The sequence below is a fragment of the Nocardia sp. NPDC003726 genome (assembly GCF_053586955.1).
On record NZ_JBSFNF010000001.1, the window covers coordinates 461,942 to 480,250 of the forward strand.

The window sequence follows — 18,309 nt, forward strand, 5'->3', positions numbered from 1 at the left end:
CGTGGTAGGCGAGTCGATGACCTGGGTGCAGGCCTTGGTGCTGGGACTGGTGCAGGGATTGACGGAATTCCTGCCGATCTCCTCCTCGGCGCACCTGCGCATCGTGTCGTCGGTCTTCTTCGGCGACGACGCGGGCGCCTCGTTCACCGCCGTCACCCAGCTGGGCACCGAGGCCGCGGTACTGGTGTACTTCGCCAAGGACATCTGGCGCATCGTGCTGGCCTGGTTCGCCGGGCTGCGCGAGCAGATCGGCGCGCGCGGTCGCCAGCAGCTGCCGCTGCACGATCAGCCCACCACCAGACTCCCGGTCCTCACCGCCGACCACACCCGCGTTTTCGACCAGCAGGCCCAGCGCGAACTCGACTACCGGATCGGCTGGTATGTGATCATCGCCACCATCCCGATCGGCGTGCTGGGGTTCGTGTTCAAAGACGAGATCCGCACCGGCGCGCGCAACCTGTGGCTGGTGTCGTTCATGCTGATCTTCTTCGCCCTGGTCATCGCCGCCGGTGAGCACTTCGGCCGCAAGGAACGCCCGATCGAGCAACTGACCACCCGCGACGGTCTGGCGATGGGTTTCGCACAGTGCCTGGCGCTGATCCCCGGCGTCTCCCGCTCCGGAGCCACCTCCACCGCGGGCCTGTTCCTGGGCTTGGAGCGCGAAGCGGCCGTGCGGTTTTCGTTCCTGCTGGCCATCCCCGCCGTGACCGCATCGGGCCTGTTCAGCCTGCCGGACGCGTTCGAACCCGCCGGTGAGGGCCTCAACGCCAGTGGGCCGCAACTGCTGGTTGCCACCGTGCTGGCGTTCGCGGTCGGCTACGCGTCGGTGGCGTGGCTGCTGCGTTTCGTGGCACGGCATTCGCTGTACTGGTTCGTCGGCTACCGCATCGCGCTCGGGGTGATCCTGCTGGGTCTGCTGGCGGGCGGGGTGATCTCGGCGACATGATCGCTAGGCTGACCGCATGACGGTGATCCTGTTGCGGCACGGTGTGTCGACGTCGAACACCGCCCGCACTCTGGCCGGTCGCAGCACCGGCGTCGAGCTCACCGAGCGCGGCGAGGAGCAGGCGAGGGCCGTGGCCGAACGACTGGCCGGGCTGCCGATCGAACGCATCGTGCACTCCCCGCTGCTGCGCTGTCAGCGCACGGTCGCGCCGCTGGCGGAAAAGTTCGGGCTGGAACCGGTATTCGACGACCGGCTGCTCGAGGTCGACTACGGCGAGTGGACCGGCCGCCCCATCGCCGAACTGCTGGAGGAACCGCTGTGGAAGGTCGTGCAGCGGCACGCCTCCGGCGCGGTGTTCCCCGGCGGGGAAGGGCTGGCGCAGGTGCAGGCGCGCGCGGTCGCCGCCATCCGCGAACACGACCGCGCCCTGGCCGAGCACCACGGCCGCGACGCGCTGTGGGTGGCGTGCACCCACGGTGACGTGATCAAGTCCGTGCTCGCCGACGCCCTCGGTATCCACCTCGACGGCTTCCAGCGCATCGTCGTCGAACCGGCCTCGCTCAGCGTCGTGCGCTACACCGCGACCGCCCCCTACGTGTGGCGGCTCAACGACACCGGCGCCGACCTGTCGGCCCTCGCGGGCGCCGGCGGGCAACGGCAGGCAGCGGCCGGGCCCACGCCGGGAGGCGAGGTCTCCGGACCAGTCCCCGGTGGCGAACTCGGCAACAACGCGAGTGCGGATAATGGGAATGCGGAGCGTCGAGATTCCTTGTAGACAACCCAGCGGTCGTCGTATGGATCCCCGCGCCGCGGGTAGTCGATCAGGGTCATATCAGGAGGTGCATGTGTCACGCGCAATCCATGTATTCCGCACCCCCGATCGTTTCGTCGCCGGGACCGTCGGTGAGCCGGGCGATCGCGCGTTCTACCTGCAGGCCGTGCAGGAACCCCGCGTGGTCAGCGTGCTGCTGGAAAAGCAGCAGGTCAAAGTACTCGCCGACCGGATGGGTCTGCTGCTGGACGAGGTCGCGCGCCGCTTCGGCGCCGAAGTGCCCCCGCAGGCCGAGGACGTCAGCGACAACGCGCCGCTGGTCACCCCGATCGACGCCGAATTCCGGGTCGGCACCATGGGCCTGGGCTGGGACGCCGACGCGGGCGCGGTTGTGGTCGAGCTGCTGGCGATCACCGAGACCGAGGTCGACGAATCGGTGGTGCTCGACGACACCGAGGAGGGCCCCGACGCGGTGCGGGTGTTCCTCACCCCCATCCAGGCCCGCGAATTCGCGCTGCGCTCCACCCGGGTGATCGCCGCGGGCCGCCCGCCGTGCCCGCTGTGCGGTGAGCCGCTGTCGGCGCGCGGGCACATGTGCGTGCGCACCAACGGCTACAAACGCGGTGACATCTTCGGCGCGGCCGAACTAGAGGAGTGATTCGGTGGCCGAGGCCGGGGACGGATTCCACAGCGGCGAACTGACCGTGATCGGGCGGGTGAACACCGCCAGCAACGTCACCCTGGTCTGCGAGGTGAACGACACCGCCACCGGCGCCACACCGTTGCGGGTGGTCTACAAACCCATCCGCGGCGAACGACCGCTGTGGGACTTCCCCGACGGCACCCTCGCCGGACGCGAGGTGGCCTCCTACCTGATCTCCGAGGCGATCGGCTGGGGCGTGATCCCCGAAACCATTCTGCGCGACGGCCCTTTCGGCCCCGGCATGGTGCAGCGCTGGGTGGAAGGCGCCGACAACCACACCGACCGCGGCGACCGCCTCGACCTGATCGATCTGTGCCCGGCCGGCGCGGTGCCCGACGGCTTCCGCGAGGTGCTGCGCGCGCAGGACGACCTGGGCAACGAAGTGTCGCTGATCCACGCCGACGACCCACGGCTGCACCGGGTGGCGGTGCTGGACGTCCTGCTCAACAACGCCGACCGCAAAGGCGGGCACGCGCTGGAAGGGGTGGACGGGCAGGTCTACGGCGTCGATCACGGCATCTGCCTGCACACCGACCACAAACTGCGCACCGTGCTGTGGGGCTGGGCCGGGCAGCCCATCGACGACGGGTTGGTCGCCGACATCACCGCGTTCGCCAAGCAACTGCCGGGCGCGTTCGCCGACACCATCGGCGAGCACATCACCGACGCCGAGATCGACGCGTTGATCGAACGCACCCACCGGCTGCTCGACGACCCGGTGATGCCGCTGCCGCGCACCTCCCGCCCCATTCCGTGGCCCGCCTTCTGACCGTGCGCGACACCGTCCCGGCCCCGCCCGCGGCTGATTCAGCGAAACCGAAATTATTGACATCCGACGATTCGCTGAAAGACGCAGGTCGCGGCGGGCGAGCGCGGCGGGCGGGCGGCATGGGCCACCGGCCCGGGGAACGATGAGCTCCACCACACCTTTACCCTCGTAAGCATGCAGTCCTGGTCCGATACCGCCCTCCCCACCGTCCCCGGAGCAGGACCGCCGTTGCGGTTGTACGACACCGCCGACCGTCTGGTGCGCCCGGTCGCGGCCGGCCCCACCGCCACCATGTACGTCTGCGGCATCACCCCCTACGACGCCACCCACCTCGGGCACGCCGCGACCTACCTGACCTTCGACCTGGTCAACCGGCTGTGGCGCGACGCAGGCCACGACGTGCACTACGTGCAGAACGTCACCGACGTCGACGACCCGCTGTTCGAACGCGCCGCCCGCGACGGCGTGGACTGGCGCGAGCTCGGCGCCGCGGAGACCGACCTGTTCCGCGAGGACATGGCCGCGCTGCGGATCGTGCCGCCCCGCGACTACATCGGCGCCGTCGAATCCGTCGACGAGGTCGTCGAATTCGTGCAGAAACTGCTGGCCTCCGGCGCCGCCTACATCGTCGACGACGCCGAATTTCCCGACATCTACTTCCGCGCCGACGCCACCGAGCAGTTCGGCTACGAATCCGGCTACGACCGCGCCACCATGGAGCGGCTGTTCGCCGAACGCGGCGGCGACCCCGGCCGTCCCGGCAAACGCGACACCATCGACGCTCTGCTGTGGCGCTCGGCGCGTCCGGGCGAGCCGTCCTGGCCCGCCCCGTTCGGCCCTGGACGGCCCGGCTGGCACATCGAGTGTTCGGCGATCGCGTTGAACCGCATCGGCCCGGAATTCGACATCCAGGGCGGCGGCAGTGACCTGATCTACCCCCATCACGAGTACTCCGCCGCGCACGCCGAGTCGCTCATCGCCGGGCGCCGCTTCGCCCGCCACTACGTGCACGCCGGCCTGATCGGGCTGGACGGGGAGAAGATGTCGAAGTCGCGCGGCAACCTCGTGCTGGTGTCCACGCTGCGCCGCGGCGGCGTCGATCCGGCCGCCATCCGTCTCGGCCTGCTGGCCGGCCACTACCGCCAGGACCGGATGTGGACCGACGCGCTGCTCGAGCAGGCGCAGCGGCGCCTGCGACTGTGGCGCGAGGCCGCGGCGTTGCCCGCGGGCCCCGCGGCCACCGATACCGTCGCCCGGCTGCGCCAGCATCTGGCCGACGACCTGGACACCCCCAAGGCACTCGACGCGATCGACAACTGGGCACGTCAGGCGTTGGACTACGGCGGCAAGGACGCCGAAGCGCCCGCGCTGATCGCCACCGCCGTCGACGCACTGCTCGGCATCCGCCTCTAGCCGATCCCTTGCCCGCATTCCCCGCCCGTGATGGGGTAGGGGGGTGTGCAACCTTCCCGGCCTCGGCCTGCTGACCTCCCTGCGCGCCGGCCGGTTGCGGCCGGCGACCGGACCCGCCGATCCGCGGACGATCGCCGCGCGCGCCCGCTTCTTCGGCGCCGACACCGTCGACCCGCGCACGGGCGCCTTGCGCACGGACCGGGTGGTGCTGTCCTGGGTCGGCTGCAGCACCTACGCCCTGGCCATGGGCGGTTCGGTGTTGCTGCTCGACGCGTGGGTGCCGCGGCTGACCAGCACCGGCTACGTTCCGGCCACTCCGCAGGATCTGGTGGACCTGGCCCCGGCGGCGATCTTCATCGGCCACGGTCACTTCGACCACGCCGCCGACGCGGGCCGCATCGCCCGAGCCGGCGGCGCGGTCGTGCACGGCACCGCCGAGCACTGCGCGACCGTCGCCGCACAAGTCGGCGACCCGGCATTTCCCACCGCCACGCACGGTGACGCGGACACCGCGATCGGCACCCGCGAGGACTGCACCGTGGGCACGGTGCAGGTGAGCGTGGTGCGCCACCTGCACTCCGCACGCACCCCGCCCGACCCCGTCGAGGGATCACCCCGATTCTTTCCCCGCCCCGAACCGGGCATCGTGCTCAGCCACCCGCCGACACCCCGCGGCCTGCTGGACGGCCTGCCGCGGCTGCGCGACCCCGAAGGCGGGGTGCTGCTGTACCAGTTCCGGGTGCCCGGCTTCTCCCTGGTGTGGCACGACTCGTCCGGACCGCTCACCGAACGCGCCCCGCAGGTGTTCGACACCCTCGCCGCGCTACCGGCCACCGATGTGCAGATCGGCGCGGTGCAGGGCTACAACCAGATCAGCAACGGCCTGCGCGATCCGCGCACCTACATCCAGGCTCTGCGCCCCGGGCTGTTCGTGCCGAGCCATCACGACAACTGGCTGCCCGGCCTCACCGCCAGCGCGGCGACCTACGACGCACCGCTGCGCGCGGAACTCGAACGCATCCCCGCGCCACGGCGACCGCAACTGCGTGTCATGCACGACCCGGCCGACTACGTGCACCCGCAGCGGCTCACCTTCCGGTTGTGAGACAGCGTCTGTCGGGCGCTGGGTTCGTGCACGCTCGCGGCGCAGCACGTGATCTACTCGGCCGCGAGCGGATCATCGTCCGCCAGTGCCCCGGAAGCCCGGCAGCGCGGTGAACAGCTCGACAGCAACCCGCACGATTGCCGGCTACCCGTCCGGGCCGAGCCTCCGCGTCCGCGTCGGGGTCGGGGTCGATACTTCCGCGCTCACCCTGCCTCGTCTCGCCGGTCGACCGTATCGTGCAGTCGCGACGAGGTCCGCCACCGCAAGCCTCCCCGGATTCCGTCACGACCGGTCGCGGAAACCCTTGCGATACCGCAATTTCCGAGCATCCACCGGACGTGACGATGCCGATCACCCGGCGGTCAGTGCCGCGACGGCGGTGGCGTACATCGTGTTCTTGATGGCGCCGAGGGTGGCGGGGTCCTTGCCGGCGAGCGGGGTCAGCAGCGCCACGGCGGAGTCGGTGACGGCGCCTTCGGCGGCGGTGGCGTCGACGATGTCGTAGGCCTCGGCGTCCGGACCGCCGAAGCGGCGGCCGGTGGTCATCGAGGCGACGGCGCTTTTCGGCGTGAGCTTGGCCTGGATCAACGCGGCCATGCCGGGGGTGAAGGGGATGCGGATGTCGACTTCGGGGAAGCAGAAGTAGCCGCGGTCGGCGCGCATCACCCGGTAGTCGTGCGCGATGGCCAGCATCGCGCCCGCGCCGAAGGCGTGGCCGGGCAGCGCGGCGGCGGTGGGCACGGGAAAGGTGAGCATCCGCGCCAGCAGCGCCTGCACCCGCGCGACATACCACTCGGCGCGATCGGCGTTGGCGGCCAGCCAGTCCAGGTCGAGTCCGTTGGAGTAGAACTTGCCGCCGGCGATGGTGACCAGGCCCTGGGCGCCGTCGGCGAGAGCGGTGTCGAGGTGGGCGCCGATCCGGTCGAGAAAGTCGGGGGAGAAACGATTCTCACCGTCACCGAGATCCAGGACGGCGATCTTGTCGTGGTAGTCGAGGGTGGGCATGGCGGGTCCTTCCGGTAGGGGAGCAGTGCACGGATCAGCGCGGTGGCGGGCCGACGGCCAGCACGGCGCGCACGGCGCTGCGCAGGTAGTCGCGCGCACGGGGGTCGGCCAGCCGGTCGCGGCGCAGCAGCACGGCGGTGGGCAGATCGACCAGGCACAGCGTCATGACGTCGACGGCGTGGCGGTCGCCGCGTCGCCACAGCTGCCGCGACAGCCGCACCAGCAACTCGACCAGCACCGCGTCGGTGGCCGCCAGTTCGGCGGCGAGGGCTTCGGGCATCTCGCCCAGCAGTTCCTCGCGCCGCACGGCCAGCAGCAGCCGTGAGGAGTCGGGATGGCGCTCGGCGAAGATCGCGGGCGCCTCCGCGGCCGCGACCACCGCCTCGACCGCGCTGCGGCCGTCGAGCGCCGTCTCGACCAGCGCGGTCTGCAGGTCCAGGAACCGGCGCGCGGCGCGCAACCAGGTGCGGCCCAGCAGCTCCGCGCGCGATCCGAAGGTGTGGTAGATCGCGCCGTTGGACACGCCGGTGGCGGCGGCGACCGCGCGCGTCGTGACCGCGGCGGGGCCGTGGCGAACGGCCAGCGATTCCGCGGCGTCGAGCACGGTGCCGGGGTCGTGCGTGCGGGGGCGTGGCATGCCGCCACTATAACAGAGCAGTTGCTCTGTTACGTCGCCCCGGCCGGGGCTAGGTATTTCCGCAGGTAACAGGTACCGGAGCGTCTTCTCGGCGTACGCAGCGGTACTTCCCGTGCTCCCTCCAGGCGACCCTACGATGGGGTACTGTTCGGTCCCTCCCCCTGACCGAACGAACAGAACGGCGCCCGCATGTCACGAGTGGTCACCAAGGAGCAGTACTTCGACACCGGCCTGGAAGTGCTCGCCGAACTCGGCTTCAAAGGCCTCAACATCGGCGTCCTGTGCCGCCGCCTCGGCGTCACCAGCGGCTCGTTCTACCACCACTTCGGCAGCTGGCAAGGATTCGTCGACGCCCTGCTCGAGCACTGGGAGAACCGCCAGGTGCGCATCCTGGGCACCATGCCGTTCAACCAGGGCAACCCCGACGACGACATCCGCGCGATGTCCGACCTCGCCGCCGGACTGCACCACGCCGCCGAAGCCGCCATCCGCGCCTGGGCGGCCAACGACGAATCGGTCAACCTCGCACTCAAGCGCGTCGACGAATCCCGCAGGCGCACCGTGCACAAAGCGGTCAAAGGAGTCGTCGGCGACGACGCCACCGCCGCCGTGGTCACCTCACTGGGCATGGCGATGCTCGTCGGCTACCAGCAGATCGCCGCGGGCGGGGAAAACCTCTCCCTGGACCAGCTGCTGGCCGAATACGCGCGCCTGATCTACTCCCACGCCCAACGCTGAGCTACCCCAGCAGCTCGTCCACATAGCACCAGCGCCACGCCTCACCCGGCTCCACACTGCGCATCACCGGATGCCCGCTGCCGGCGTAGTGCTTGCTCGCGTGATTGCCCGGAGAAGAATCGCAGCAGGCCACGTGCCCACAGGCCAGACACATCCGCAGATGCACCCACGCCAGCCCCTCGGCGAGGCATTCGGCGCATTCGTCCGGCCCGCCGTGCGCGCGCACCAGCGGCGCGTCGCGCAGATGCGCGCACGCGTCGTCGGTCCCCGCCGCGGCCAGCGGCTCGACCCGCTCCTCCTCGGTCTCGTCGAAGCGATCGATGATCGACTCCTCCAGATCCAACTGCGCCAGCACATGCTGCAGGATCTCGTAGTCGACCGTGCCGGAATCCCGCACCTCCAACACGGTCGCGCGTTCGGCCTGCAGCATCGCCAACCGCAGCCGCCGGTACTCCGCGGTGGGAGTCACCAACTCCGACTCCGCCCGCCCCAACCGCTCCCAAGCGGCGTTGCTCTTCCACAGCACCCGATCACGCAACGTCTGCACCACTCCCTGCGGCGTGTCCGGCGTGACCTCCCGATCCAGCGCGGCCAGACCGGCCGCGGTGGCCTGCTGCAACACATTGGCCTTCTGCAACGCGTCCTCCGCGCGGCTGGGCGCACGCAACCGCAGCCACCGCACCAGCCACGGTAACGACGTGCCCTGCACCAGCAACGTCCCCGCCACCACCACCAGCGCCAGCAGGCGCAGCACCGCGAGCAACGGCGTGTCCTGCGGCAGCAGCAACACCGCCGCCAACGTCACCACCCCGCGCATCCCCGCCCACGACACCACCACCAGATGACGCACCGGCACCGCCTCGCCGCCACCGAGACTGCGCGACAGCAACGCCGACCCGAACACCCACACCGGACGCGCCAGCATCGTCGCCGCCAGTACCGCCACCGCCGACCACAGCAGCGTCGCGTGGTCGAGCTCGCTGTGCCAGGCGCCTTCCACGATGCCGCGCACCTGCAGCCCGATCAGCACGAACACCGCGCTCTCCAGAATGAACTGGATCGTGCGCCAATTGATGCGCTCGGCGATCCGCGACGCGGCGCTCTGCCACACCGGCGCGTTGTGCCCGAGGATCATCCCGCACACGACCACCGCGATCACCCCCGAGGCGTGAATGCTCTCGGCGGGAAGATACGCCGCGAACGGCGCCAGGAACGACAACGTCGTGTCCATCACCGGATCGGTGATCCGCCGCCGCAGCATCGCCAGCAGATAGGCCACCACCACCCCCACCGCGGCGCCGCCACCGGCCGCCAGCGCGAAATCGGCCCCGGCCGCCCACACCGACACCGTGCCCGCCATCGCCGCCAGCGCCGTCCGCAACGCCACCAGCGCGGTCGCGTCGTTGAACAGCGACTCGTCCTCCAGGATCGTCACGATCCGCCGCGGCATCCCGATCCGCCGCGCCACCGCCGTCGCGGCCACCGCGTCCGGCGGAGCCACCACCGCACCCAACGCCACCGCGACCGCGAACGGCACCGGCAGCAGCCACCACACCACCACCGCCACCGCGAACGTCGTGAACAACACCAAACCGACCGACAACAACCCGATCGTGCGCACATTCGCCCGGAAATCCACCAACGACGTGCGGATCGCGGCGGTATACAGCAAAGGAGGCAGAAAACCGAGCAGAATGATCTCCGGCTCCAAATGGATCTCCGGCAGGAACGGCAGATACGACGCCGCCACCCCGCCCACCGTCAACACCAGCGGTTCGGAGATCCCGAACCGACGCGCCAGCGCCGCCAACGCGGCCGCCGACGCGACGAGAACAACCAGGCCGATCGCGACATGCACGGTGGAATTCTTCCAGAGCGCACGATCGGCTAACGGCCCGCACAGTAGATGACACGTGCACGGCCGACCGAACTACTGTGCCCGGCGCGCACACGCGCCATGCTTGTCGACGACAAGGAGGTAGACATGGAGGAGTTCGCGTCCTGGCGGGCGAACGGACGACGCCACACACATCGCGGCCACCAGATCTTCTGGCGCGACGCAGGCGCAGGCCCCGACGGGACGCTGGTGTGCATCCACGGATTCCCCACCGCGTCCTGGGACTGGCACCGCATCTGGCCCGGCCTGTGCGAACGCTTCGCCCGCGTCATCGCTCCCGACATGATCGGCTTCGGCTGGTCGGCCAAACCCCGCCACTACGACTACCGCATCACCGACCAAGCCGACATCCACGAAAACCTGCTGCGCGAACAAGGCATCAGCCGATTCCACATCCTCGCCCACGACTACGGCGACAGCGTCGCCCAAGAACTGCTGGCCCGTGACGTCGAACGCCGCGCCGCCGGCGACGAATCCCTCACGATCGAATCGGTGTTCCTGCTCAACGGCGGCCTGTTCCCCGAAGCCCACCGCCCCCGCCCGGTGCAGCGGCTGCTGGCCGGTCCGCTGGGCCCGCTCGTGGGCGTGCTCGGCAGCGAACGCACCTTCCACCGCAGCCTGACCGCGGTGTTCGGACCCGACACCAAACCCACCGACGTCGAACTGCACCAGTTCTGGCTGCTGTGGTGCAGCAAACACGGAAAACGCAACGGCCACAAGCTGATCCGCTACATGGCCGAACGACGCAGGCAACGGCAGCGCTGGGTGGGCGCGCTGCGGCAGGCCCGCGTCCCGATCCGGCTGCTCGACGGCCTCACCGACCCGGTCTCCGGCGGCCACATGGTGCGCCGCTACCGCGAACTGATCACCGACCCCGACGTCGTCGAACTGCCGCGCATCGGCCACTACCCGCAACTGGAAGCACCCGAGCAGACCCTCGCGGCACTGCTGGAATTCCACGACACCCGCGTCCACAAGCCCACCGCCTGACCCGCGTTCCGGACCGGCGGGGCAGCCGGTCCGGAACATCGGGACGCTCCCGCGGCACTAGGGTGGAGACCACGCCACGCCAGCGGGCCGCACCGCCGAAACACCGTCGCGCGGAGCCACTCTCACAGCCCGACAACGCGCACCCCAGGAGCCGCCGATGCCCGCCGCAGACCTCTCCCTCGAGACCATCGACCTGAACCAGACCGGGCGCGTACTCACCGCGCGGGTCGTCGCACCCCCGTGGAACTTCGTCACCACCGCGGTCGTCCGCGACCTCGACACCCTCACCGCCGCGGCCGACGCCGACGACAGCGTCGGCGCGGTCGTGCTCACCGGGGGACTACCCGGCCGCTTCCTCACCCACGCCGACCCCGCCGCCCTCGGCGGCATGATCGACAAACCGCGCCCCTTCGTCCCCGCCCGCGCCGCGGCACCCTTCCTGCGCGCCGCCGCGGCCGCCCTGCACGTGCCCGGCGCGACCGACCTGCTCGAACGCCACGGCGGAGGACTCGGCGCTGGCCTGGTCTGGGGCTACCGCTGGAAACGCACCACTCTGCGGATGAACCGCTCCGGCGTCGCCTACCTCGCCGCCATCAACGGACCCGCACTCGGCGGCGGCCACGAAATCGCCCTCGCCTGCGACCTGCGCTACGCCGCCGACGCCGAGCACGTGCGCCTGGGCCAGATCGAGACACTGGCCAACCTCATCCCCGGCGGCGGCGCCACCCAACGCCTCACCCGCCTGCTCGGCGCCGCCAAAGCGATCGAGATCACCCTCGAAGGCACACCCTTCACCGCCCAGGAAGCTCTGCGCCTAGGCTTGCTGCACCGGGTGATCCCCACCCAAGACCTGCTCGCCGAAACCCAGGCCACCGCCGCACGACTGGCCGCACGCAACCCGCTCGTCGTCGCCGAACTCAAACGCGCCGTCTACTTCGGCTCCGACAAATCCCTCTCCCGAGCCCTGGACGCCGAACAAGCCGCATTCGTCTCCGTCGGCACCACGGCCGCCGCCGCACGCACCACGAAAGCGTTCTTCGAAGACCTCGCCCGTCTCGACGACACCCCGTTCCTCGCCGATCCCCAGCCCTGGCTCGACGGCACCCGCGTCGACCAAGTCAGCGGATAGCACGGCCCGAGCCCGCAGCACAGCGTTCAGAAGTCAGCCGCTGGCGACCTCCTCCGAACCGGGTTGGAAGAACGCCAAAATCCTGCGGCTGGCGTCCGGCGCCATCAACATCTCCTGGATGGACGCGCACTCCCGGGCGACAGCGCTGGTGCGTTCGAACATCTCCCGCTCGTATTCCGCGACGGCAGAAGGGAAGTCCTCCGGGCGCGCGGCCAGCGCCAGGCCGAGCAGCGCGCCGTCCAGCAGCGCCATGTTGGCGCCCTCGCCCACCGGCGGCATCAGGTGCGCGGCATCGCCGAGCAGCGTGACCCCCGGCGTCGACGGCCAGGTCAGCCCGACCGGCAAAGTGGTGATCGACCGCGGCACGACCGCGTCGTCGCAGGCCGCGATCAGCGCGAGGAAACGTTCGTCCCAACCGGAGAGCAGATCCATCAGCCGCGCCCGCGCGGCGGCGGGGTCGTCGAACGGGATCCCGCTGGTGGACCACCAGTCCTCGCCGGTGTTGTAGAAACTGAGGCCGATGCGGACGCGGCCGTCACCGTTGCGCTGCGCCGCCAGCGACAGCCCGTCGCCCAGCACCCAGTAGTTGCCGCGCCCGACCATCGCCGCGAGATCGGGGTGGCTGCGGTCGATGTCGGGAATGCCGAGTTCGACGACGTTCTGGCCGATATGCGCCGGGCGGGCGTCGGTGAGCAGCGCGCGAACCCGCGACTGCGCGCCGTCCGCGCCGACCAGCAGCTCACAGGTCGCAGTGCTGCCATCGGCGAAGCGCAGCACACCGTTGTCGGCGGATTCGAACGCCCGCCCCCAGCGCACCACGCCCTCGGGAAGGGAATCCAGCAGCAGGCCGCGCAGATCGGCGCGATCGACCTCGGGTCGCTCGAGCGGGGCGTCGTCGGGGGTGTCCTCCTGCAGCAGCAAGGTGCCGTCCGGCTCCAGAAGGCGCATGTCCTGACCTTCGCCGCGGGCGATCGCGTGGAACCGCTCGATCAGGCCCGCCTCGCGCAGCGCTCGCTGCCCGGTCCCGGAATGGATGTCGAGCATGCCGCCCTGGCCGCGGGCCTCGCGCGAGGGCTCGCGTTCGTACACCACGGCGTCGATGCCGTTGACGTGCAGCACGCGGGCCAGCGCCAGGCCGCCGAGGCCGGCTCCGATGATGGCGATGGACATGATTGCCTCTCTGATACACCGTACTGTTCCGATACAGTGTATCGGGACGGGCGTTGTAGTGTCAGCGGCATGTTGGTGTGGGAAAGACCCGAACCACCGAATCGACCCGTACCGGCTCCCCTGAGCCGGGAACGGATCGTGCGAGCGGCGATCCGGCTGGCCGACGCCGACGGCCTGGAAGCAGTGTCGCTGCGCAAGGTCGCCGCCGCCCTGGATGTCGGGCCGATGCGCCTCTACGGCTACATCGCCACCAAAGACGAGCTGCTCGACCTGATGGTCGACGCCGTCTACGCCGAGATCCGCCCCACCGGAAACAGTCGCCGCGAGGTGCTGCGCTCCGTCGCCGAAACCACCCGGCACGCCGTCCACCAGCACGAATGGCTCGCCGACCTGCTCGGTGGACGGCCCCAGCTAGGACCGCACGCGCTCGCCAGGGGAGAAGCGGTCATCGCCGCACTCGACGGCGTCGACGTGGACCTCGTCATGCCGGTGGTCACCGCGGTGGACGCCTACGTCATCGGCGCGGTGCGCCGCGAGATCGCCGAACGACGCGCCGAGCGGGCCACCGGAATGGACGAAAAGCAGTGGCAAGCCGCCTACGGACCCTATCTGCAGCGCGCCTTCGCCACCGGCCGATACCCCGCCTTGGCCACGGTCATCCGCGACGCCGCCCACCTCGACGCCGACCAAACCTTCCACACCGGCCTCGAGTTCCTCCTCGACGGCATCGAAGCCCGCATCCCGAGCTGACGCACCACCGACACCGGCCGCCCGCGGCCCGGTCGACACGATCCGGCCCCGCAGCCCGATGACATCCGCACCGACGCGCACTACCTCAGCGCCCGTGCGGTCACTCGGCAACACTGCGGCACCCGGACCGCCTTCGCCTCGCGACAGGACTGTTCGCCCTCGTCAAGCCGTCGGCGCGGGCTCACGCTCGCCGGCACCGGCACGTTCCCCGGCCTCGACCGACGCCCGCGTCACCGTCACCCAGGTGTTGTTCACCGCCGCCGTCCCCGAGAACGTGTCCGTCAACGCCGGATCGTGCAGCAGATTCACGTTCGCGCCCGGCAGCGACGCCGCCACCGTCCACCCCACACCCGGCTCCTGATGCCCCCACCCGTGCGGAATCGCCACCGTCCCGGCCCGGATGTCATCGCTCACCTCCAACGGCACCACGATCGACCCGACCCGCGAACGCACCGTCACCGGCTCACCGTCACACAACCCCCGCGCGGCCGCATCCTCCGGATGCATCAACGCGGTGCAACGATCCCGCCCCTTCACCATCGACGGCACATTGTGCAACCACGAGTTGTTGCTGCGCAGATGACGACGACCGATCAACTTCAAGTCGTAGCCGTCCGACGGCGCGGTCACCGCCCTACCCGCTCGCGCGTCCGCCAGCACCTGCCGCGCAGCCGCCACGAAATCCTCCGGCGCCAAATGCACCTTCCGATCCTTCGTCCCCAGCAACGACCGCAACCGCGGCCGCAACGGCCCCAGATCGACACCACCCGCAGCCGCACGCACCTTACCCACCGTCAAACCCTTACGGCCACGCCGCAACACCCCGTACGGACCAGCCGCCACACCCAGCGACGCGATCCGCAGCGGGCTCACCCGATCGAACAACGCGTTCAACGCCCGCGCGGTGAACCGGCGCGCGGGCAACGGCAGCACCTCGGTCACCAACCGCGCCATGATCTGCCAATCCTCCAACCCATCGGCGGGCGGCTCGAACACCCGCGCGTCGAAACGCAGATTGTTGCGCACACTGAACACCGGGAACAGGATGTTGACATCCTCCCGCTCCAACGGCGAAATCGGCGGCAAGATGATGTCGGCATGCCGCGTGGTCTCCGTGACGTACATGTCCACCGCCACATAGAAATCCAGCGAATCCAGCGCCGCCCCCAACCGGCCCCGCTGCGGCGTCGACAACACCGGATTGCCCGCATACGTGATCATCGCGCGAATCCGGCCCGGCCCCTCGGTCAGCATCTCCTCCGCCAGCGCCGCCACCGGCAACTCCGAACGGAACGACTTGTAGGTCCCGGAGCTGTCGGTCCACGCCCCGTACCCCACCGGCAGATACTTCCCGTACCGCACCGCATCGATCGGCGGCGTCGCGAACATCTGACCGCCCGCCCGATCCACATTGCCGGTCACCGCGTTGATCGTGTTCACCAGCCAATGCGTCAACGTGCCCGTCACCTGCTGACACACCCCGATCCGCGCGTACAGCACCGCAGAGGACGCCGCCGCGTGCTCGCGAGCCAGCCCGCGAATCGTCTCCGCGTCCACACCCGCGTACTGCGCCATCGCCTCCGGAGACGCCTCGGCCACCAGCGACCGCAACAGCTCCCAGCCCGTGCTGGACGCCCGAATCGCCTTCTCGTCACACAAATCCTCGGCCACCAGCACGTGCAGCATCGCCAGCAGCAGATACACATCCCCGCCCGGAGCCACCGCCACATGCTGATCGGCCAGCCGCGCCGTCTCCGTCCGCCGCGGGTCGATCACCACGACCTTCCCCCCGCGCCGCCGCACGTCCCGGATCCGCTGCTTCGCATTCGGCATGGTCGTCACCGACCCGTTCGACACCGCCGGATTCGCCCCCAGGATCACCAGGCGATCGGTCCGATCGATATCGGTCACCGGCATCAGCACATTCGAGCCGAACATCCGCCACGCCACGAATTCCTGCGGGAACTGATCGATCGACGACGCCGAGAAGAAATTCCGCGTCAACAACACCGACCGCAGCAACACCGCGTACAGCACCGACGAACTGTGCGCGGCCGGATTCCCCAGATACATGCCCACAGCACTGTTCCCGTGCTCGCGACGCACCTTCCGCAGCCGCCGCCCGATCTCGGCGAACGCCTCGTCCCAGCCGATCGGCTCGAACGACGAACCCACCCGCCGCACCGGCGTCCGCAACCGGTCCGGGTCGTGATGCAACCCGCCCATCGCCGTCGCCTTCGGGCAGATGTAGCCCTTCGACAACACGTCCTGCGGATTGCCCTCGATCCGCGTCACCTGATCACCCTCGACCGTGACGAGAATCCCGCAGTGCGCCTCACACAACGTGCACTGGCGGGCAATGGTGGTAGCACTCATGAAATTTCACCTTCTGCCGGATCGCTTCCCACAGGCTATCTGGGACAGCTCGTTCCGTACAGCTCTCTATGTCGGACCGATGCGGACATGCACGTGCATGTCGTGCCAGCCATCCGCGTGCAACCCCGCGCTGCGCTTCACGCCTTCCGGCGCGAACCCCGCCTTCACCGCCGCCCGGCACGACGGCAGATTACGCACCGAATGCGACACCTCCAGCCGATGAAAACCCACCCCGAACGCCCACCCGGTCACCGTCTCCACCGCGGCGGGCGTCACCCCGCGACCCCGCCACCCCGGAGCCGTCCAGTACGCGATCCCCGCCACCCCGTCCGCCGGCGCCATATGCCGCAACCCGACCCGTGCCGCCACCACATCGCCGACCACGACCGCCCACTGCGGGCCGTCACCACCACGCCAACCCGCCCGCCAGCGCGCGATCAACTCCCGCGCCTCGGCCTCGGAAACAACATCACGAACATGCCAGCGTTGAATATCCGGATCCTGATAGACGGCCCGGATCACCGCCGCATCGTCATTCGTCCACGGCCGCAACAACACACCCTCACCCCGCAGGCTCGGCTGGGATTCGGCGGCGAACACTTCGGCGGCGACCACATCGGGCATCAGAGCGGACACACCCGGATTGTCACCCGACCCACCACCCGCCGCCACGGAATTCGTCGTCGAAGTGCCCGATGACGCCTCGCCGCAAGCGGTTTCGCACGCAACCCGCACCGCCGGCGGTGAGCGCGGAGACGCCATCGGGCGCGGTTCGAGGACCTCGCGCTGCGCATACCGCGAATAGGCCGCGAACATCTCGGTGCCGAATCACCTCGCCGAACAGCCGCCCATTCCCACACGCGCGGCCGCCGACGGGGGACCGGCTTACCGAACACCCCTGTCCGGCCGTGGCCACAGGGCACCCCACGCCACCAACGAGACGGACGTGCTGTCAACCGTCTCAGACCGTGCGGCAGCTACACCGTGCTCGGTTCGACGCGGGCGCTCGGCACCGGCACACCGGAGTCGACCAGAATCGACACCAGCAGCCGACGGGAGCGGGCCGGATCCGAGGCGAGCGCGTCCATCCGGTCGATCTCCGACTTCAGGATCGCCACCACCTCGGCACACGGTTCCAGCCCCGGGAGACCATCGCGGGTGCACGGCAGCAACCGGCCGATGACATCGGTGCTCAGTCCCGCCGCCAGAAGAGCCCTACGCGGCCGGGACTCCCACCGCCGCACCGCCGACGGCAGCCACCGGCTTCGGCGCCGAGAACCCCGGCAGGAACCGGTTCACCGCGGGGATCATCAGATGGATCAGCGGGCCGATCCCGAAGGCGTACACCAGCGTTCCGACGCCGACACTGCCACCGAGGACGAACCCCGTCGTCAACACCGTCAACTCGATCGCCGTGCGCACCACCCACACCGAGCGACCGGTCCGACGAACCAGCCCAGTCATCAGTCCATCCCGCGGACCCGGACCCATGCCCGCCCCGATATACAGCACACTGGCCACAGCGTTCAGCACAACCGCGGCCGCCATGGCGCCCACCCGCACGCCGAGCGCATCCCACGACGGCAACCACGCCAACCCGGCGTCGACCGACACCGCGATCACCACGACATTGCTCACCGTGCCCAGCCCGGGAAACTGCCGCAGCGGAATCCAGACCAACAACACGGCAACACCGGTGAGCGCCGTGACGGCACCGAAACTGATCGGCACATGCCGCGCCACACCCTGATGAAACACATCCCACGGATCCAACCCGAGCCCGGCCCGCACCATCACCGCCATCGAGAACCCGTACAACCACAATCCGACATACAACGCGACCAACCGACGAACCAGCACCACCCCAGCGTGCCCGCAACTGGACACCACAACCAGAGCCAATCACCGA

Annotated in this window: 18 protein-coding genes; 10 read left to right on the forward strand and 8 right to left on the reverse strand. The window is 69.8% G+C overall.

Features of this window, described 5'->3' with window-relative positions; all coding sequences use genetic code 11:
• The first annotated feature begins 16 nt into the window (after positions 1-16).
• From ACWDMM_RS02105 to ACWDMM_RS02130, 6 genes are all read left to right on the forward strand, one after another.
• The gene (locus tag ACWDMM_RS02105; protein WP_195082915.1) at positions 17-946 is read left to right on the forward strand and encodes an undecaprenyl-diphosphate phosphatase; all 930 of its coding nucleotides are present in this window, start codon (positions 17-19) and stop codon (positions 944-946) included.
• Positions 947-962: 16 nt separating this feature from the next.
• Positions 963-1,721 (forward strand): histidine phosphatase family protein, encoded by a 759-nt coding sequence (locus tag ACWDMM_RS02110; RefSeq protein WP_195082914.1) that lies wholly within the window; start codon positions 963-965, stop codon positions 1,719-1,721.
• Positions 1,722-1,791: 70 nt separating this feature from the next.
• Positions 1,792-2,376 (forward strand): DUF3090 domain-containing protein, encoded by a 585-nt coding sequence (locus tag ACWDMM_RS02115; protein ID WP_039798216.1) that lies wholly within the window; start codon positions 1,792-1,794, stop codon positions 2,374-2,376.
• Between the two features lie 4 nt (positions 2,377-2,380).
• Positions 2,381-3,190, forward strand: a complete 810-nt coding sequence (locus ACWDMM_RS02120; RefSeq protein ID WP_195082913.1) for an SCO1664 family protein — start codon at positions 2,381-2,383, stop codon at positions 3,188-3,190.
• 174 nt (positions 3,191-3,364) lie between these two features.
• Positions 3,365-4,603: a cysteine--1-D-myo-inosityl 2-amino-2-deoxy-alpha-D-glucopyranoside ligase gene (mshC, locus tag ACWDMM_RS02125; RefSeq protein WP_195082912.1), complete on the forward strand. Its 1,239-nt coding sequence runs from the start codon at positions 3,365-3,367 to the stop codon at positions 4,601-4,603.
• Positions 4,604-4,646: 43 nt separating this feature from the next.
• On the forward strand, positions 4,647-5,708 hold the full coding sequence (locus ACWDMM_RS02130; protein WP_195082911.1) for an MBL fold metallo-hydrolase: 1,062 nt from the start codon (positions 4,647-4,649) through the stop codon (positions 5,706-5,708).
• 351 nt (positions 5,709-6,059) lie between these two features.
• Here ACWDMM_RS02130 and ACWDMM_RS02135 read toward each other — a convergent pair whose 3' ends face one another.
• Both ACWDMM_RS02135 and ACWDMM_RS02140 read right to left on the reverse strand, forming a co-directional pair.
• Positions 6,060-6,713 (reverse strand): enoyl-CoA hydratase-related protein, encoded by a 654-nt coding sequence (locus ACWDMM_RS02135; RefSeq protein WP_195082910.1) that lies wholly within the window; start codon positions 6,711-6,713, stop codon positions 6,060-6,062.
• 34 nt (positions 6,714-6,747) lie between these two features.
• Positions 6,748-7,350, reverse strand: a complete 603-nt coding sequence (locus ACWDMM_RS02140; protein WP_195082909.1) for a TetR family transcriptional regulator — start codon at positions 7,348-7,350, stop codon at positions 6,748-6,750.
• Between the two features lie 189 nt (positions 7,351-7,539).
• Here ACWDMM_RS02140 and ACWDMM_RS02145 point away from each other — a divergent pair, with 189 nt between their 5' ends.
• On the forward strand, positions 7,540-8,088 hold the full coding sequence (locus tag ACWDMM_RS02145) for a TetR/AcrR family transcriptional regulator (protein ID WP_195082908.1): 549 nt from the start codon (positions 7,540-7,542) through the stop codon (positions 8,086-8,088).
• 1 nt (position 8,089) lies between these two features.
• Here ACWDMM_RS02145 and ACWDMM_RS02150 read toward each other — a convergent pair whose 3' ends face one another.
• Positions 8,090-9,946 (reverse strand): Na+/H+ antiporter, encoded by a 1,857-nt coding sequence (locus ACWDMM_RS02150; protein WP_195082907.1) that lies wholly within the window; start codon positions 9,944-9,946, stop codon positions 8,090-8,092.
• 126 nt (positions 9,947-10,072) lie between these two features.
• On the opposite strand from ACWDMM_RS02150, the gene ACWDMM_RS02155 reads away from it, so the two are divergent.
• Both ACWDMM_RS02155 and ACWDMM_RS02160 read left to right on the forward strand, forming a co-directional pair.
• Complete coding sequence (locus ACWDMM_RS02155; protein ID WP_449935557.1) at positions 10,073-10,975, forward strand: alpha/beta fold hydrolase; 903 nt, start codon at positions 10,073-10,075, stop codon at positions 10,973-10,975.
• 157 nt (positions 10,976-11,132) lie between these two features.
• Positions 11,133-12,104, forward strand: a complete 972-nt coding sequence (locus ACWDMM_RS02160; RefSeq protein ID WP_357107416.1) for an enoyl-CoA hydratase/isomerase family protein — start codon at positions 11,133-11,135, stop codon at positions 12,102-12,104.
• 33 nt (positions 12,105-12,137) lie between these two features.
• Here ACWDMM_RS02160 and ACWDMM_RS02165 read toward each other — a convergent pair whose 3' ends face one another.
• Positions 12,138-13,274, reverse strand: coding sequence for an FAD-dependent oxidoreductase (locus ACWDMM_RS02165; RefSeq protein ID WP_357107419.1), 1,137 nt, complete (start codon positions 13,272-13,274; stop codon positions 12,138-12,140).
• A 138-nt stretch (positions 13,275-13,412) separates the two neighbouring features.
• Between ACWDMM_RS02165 and ACWDMM_RS02170 the strand changes: the two genes are divergently transcribed.
• Positions 13,413-14,024 carry a TetR/AcrR family transcriptional regulator gene (locus tag ACWDMM_RS02170; RefSeq protein WP_323124554.1) on the forward strand — a complete coding sequence of 204 codons (612 nt, stop codon included), beginning with the start codon at positions 13,413-13,415 and terminating at the stop codon, positions 14,022-14,024.
• A gap of 162 nt (positions 14,025-14,186) precedes the next feature.
• Here ACWDMM_RS02170 and ACWDMM_RS02175 read toward each other — a convergent pair whose 3' ends face one another.
• The 4 genes from ACWDMM_RS02175 to yczE all read right to left on the reverse strand — a co-directional run bounded on the left by ACWDMM_RS02175 (position 14,187) and on the right by yczE (position 18,203).
• On the reverse strand, positions 14,187-16,400 hold the full coding sequence (locus tag ACWDMM_RS02175; protein WP_357107423.1) for a molybdopterin oxidoreductase family protein: 2,214 nt from the start codon (positions 16,398-16,400) through the stop codon (positions 14,187-14,189).
• A gap of 66 nt (positions 16,401-16,466) precedes the next feature.
• The gene (locus ACWDMM_RS02180) at positions 16,467-17,216 is read right to left on the reverse strand and encodes a GNAT family N-acetyltransferase (protein WP_449935561.1); all 750 of its coding nucleotides are present in this window, start codon (positions 17,214-17,216) and stop codon (positions 16,467-16,469) included.
• Between the two features lie 161 nt (positions 17,217-17,377).
• Positions 17,378-17,521, reverse strand: coding sequence for a hypothetical protein (locus ACWDMM_RS02185; protein ID WP_449935564.1), 144 nt, complete (start codon positions 17,519-17,521; stop codon positions 17,378-17,380).
• 94 nt (positions 17,522-17,615) lie between these two features.
• On the reverse strand, positions 17,616-18,203 hold the full coding sequence (gene yczE, locus ACWDMM_RS02190; protein ID WP_449935619.1) for a membrane protein YczE: 588 nt from the start codon (positions 18,201-18,203) through the stop codon (positions 17,616-17,618).
• Between the last annotated feature and the right edge of the window lie 106 nt (positions 18,204-18,309).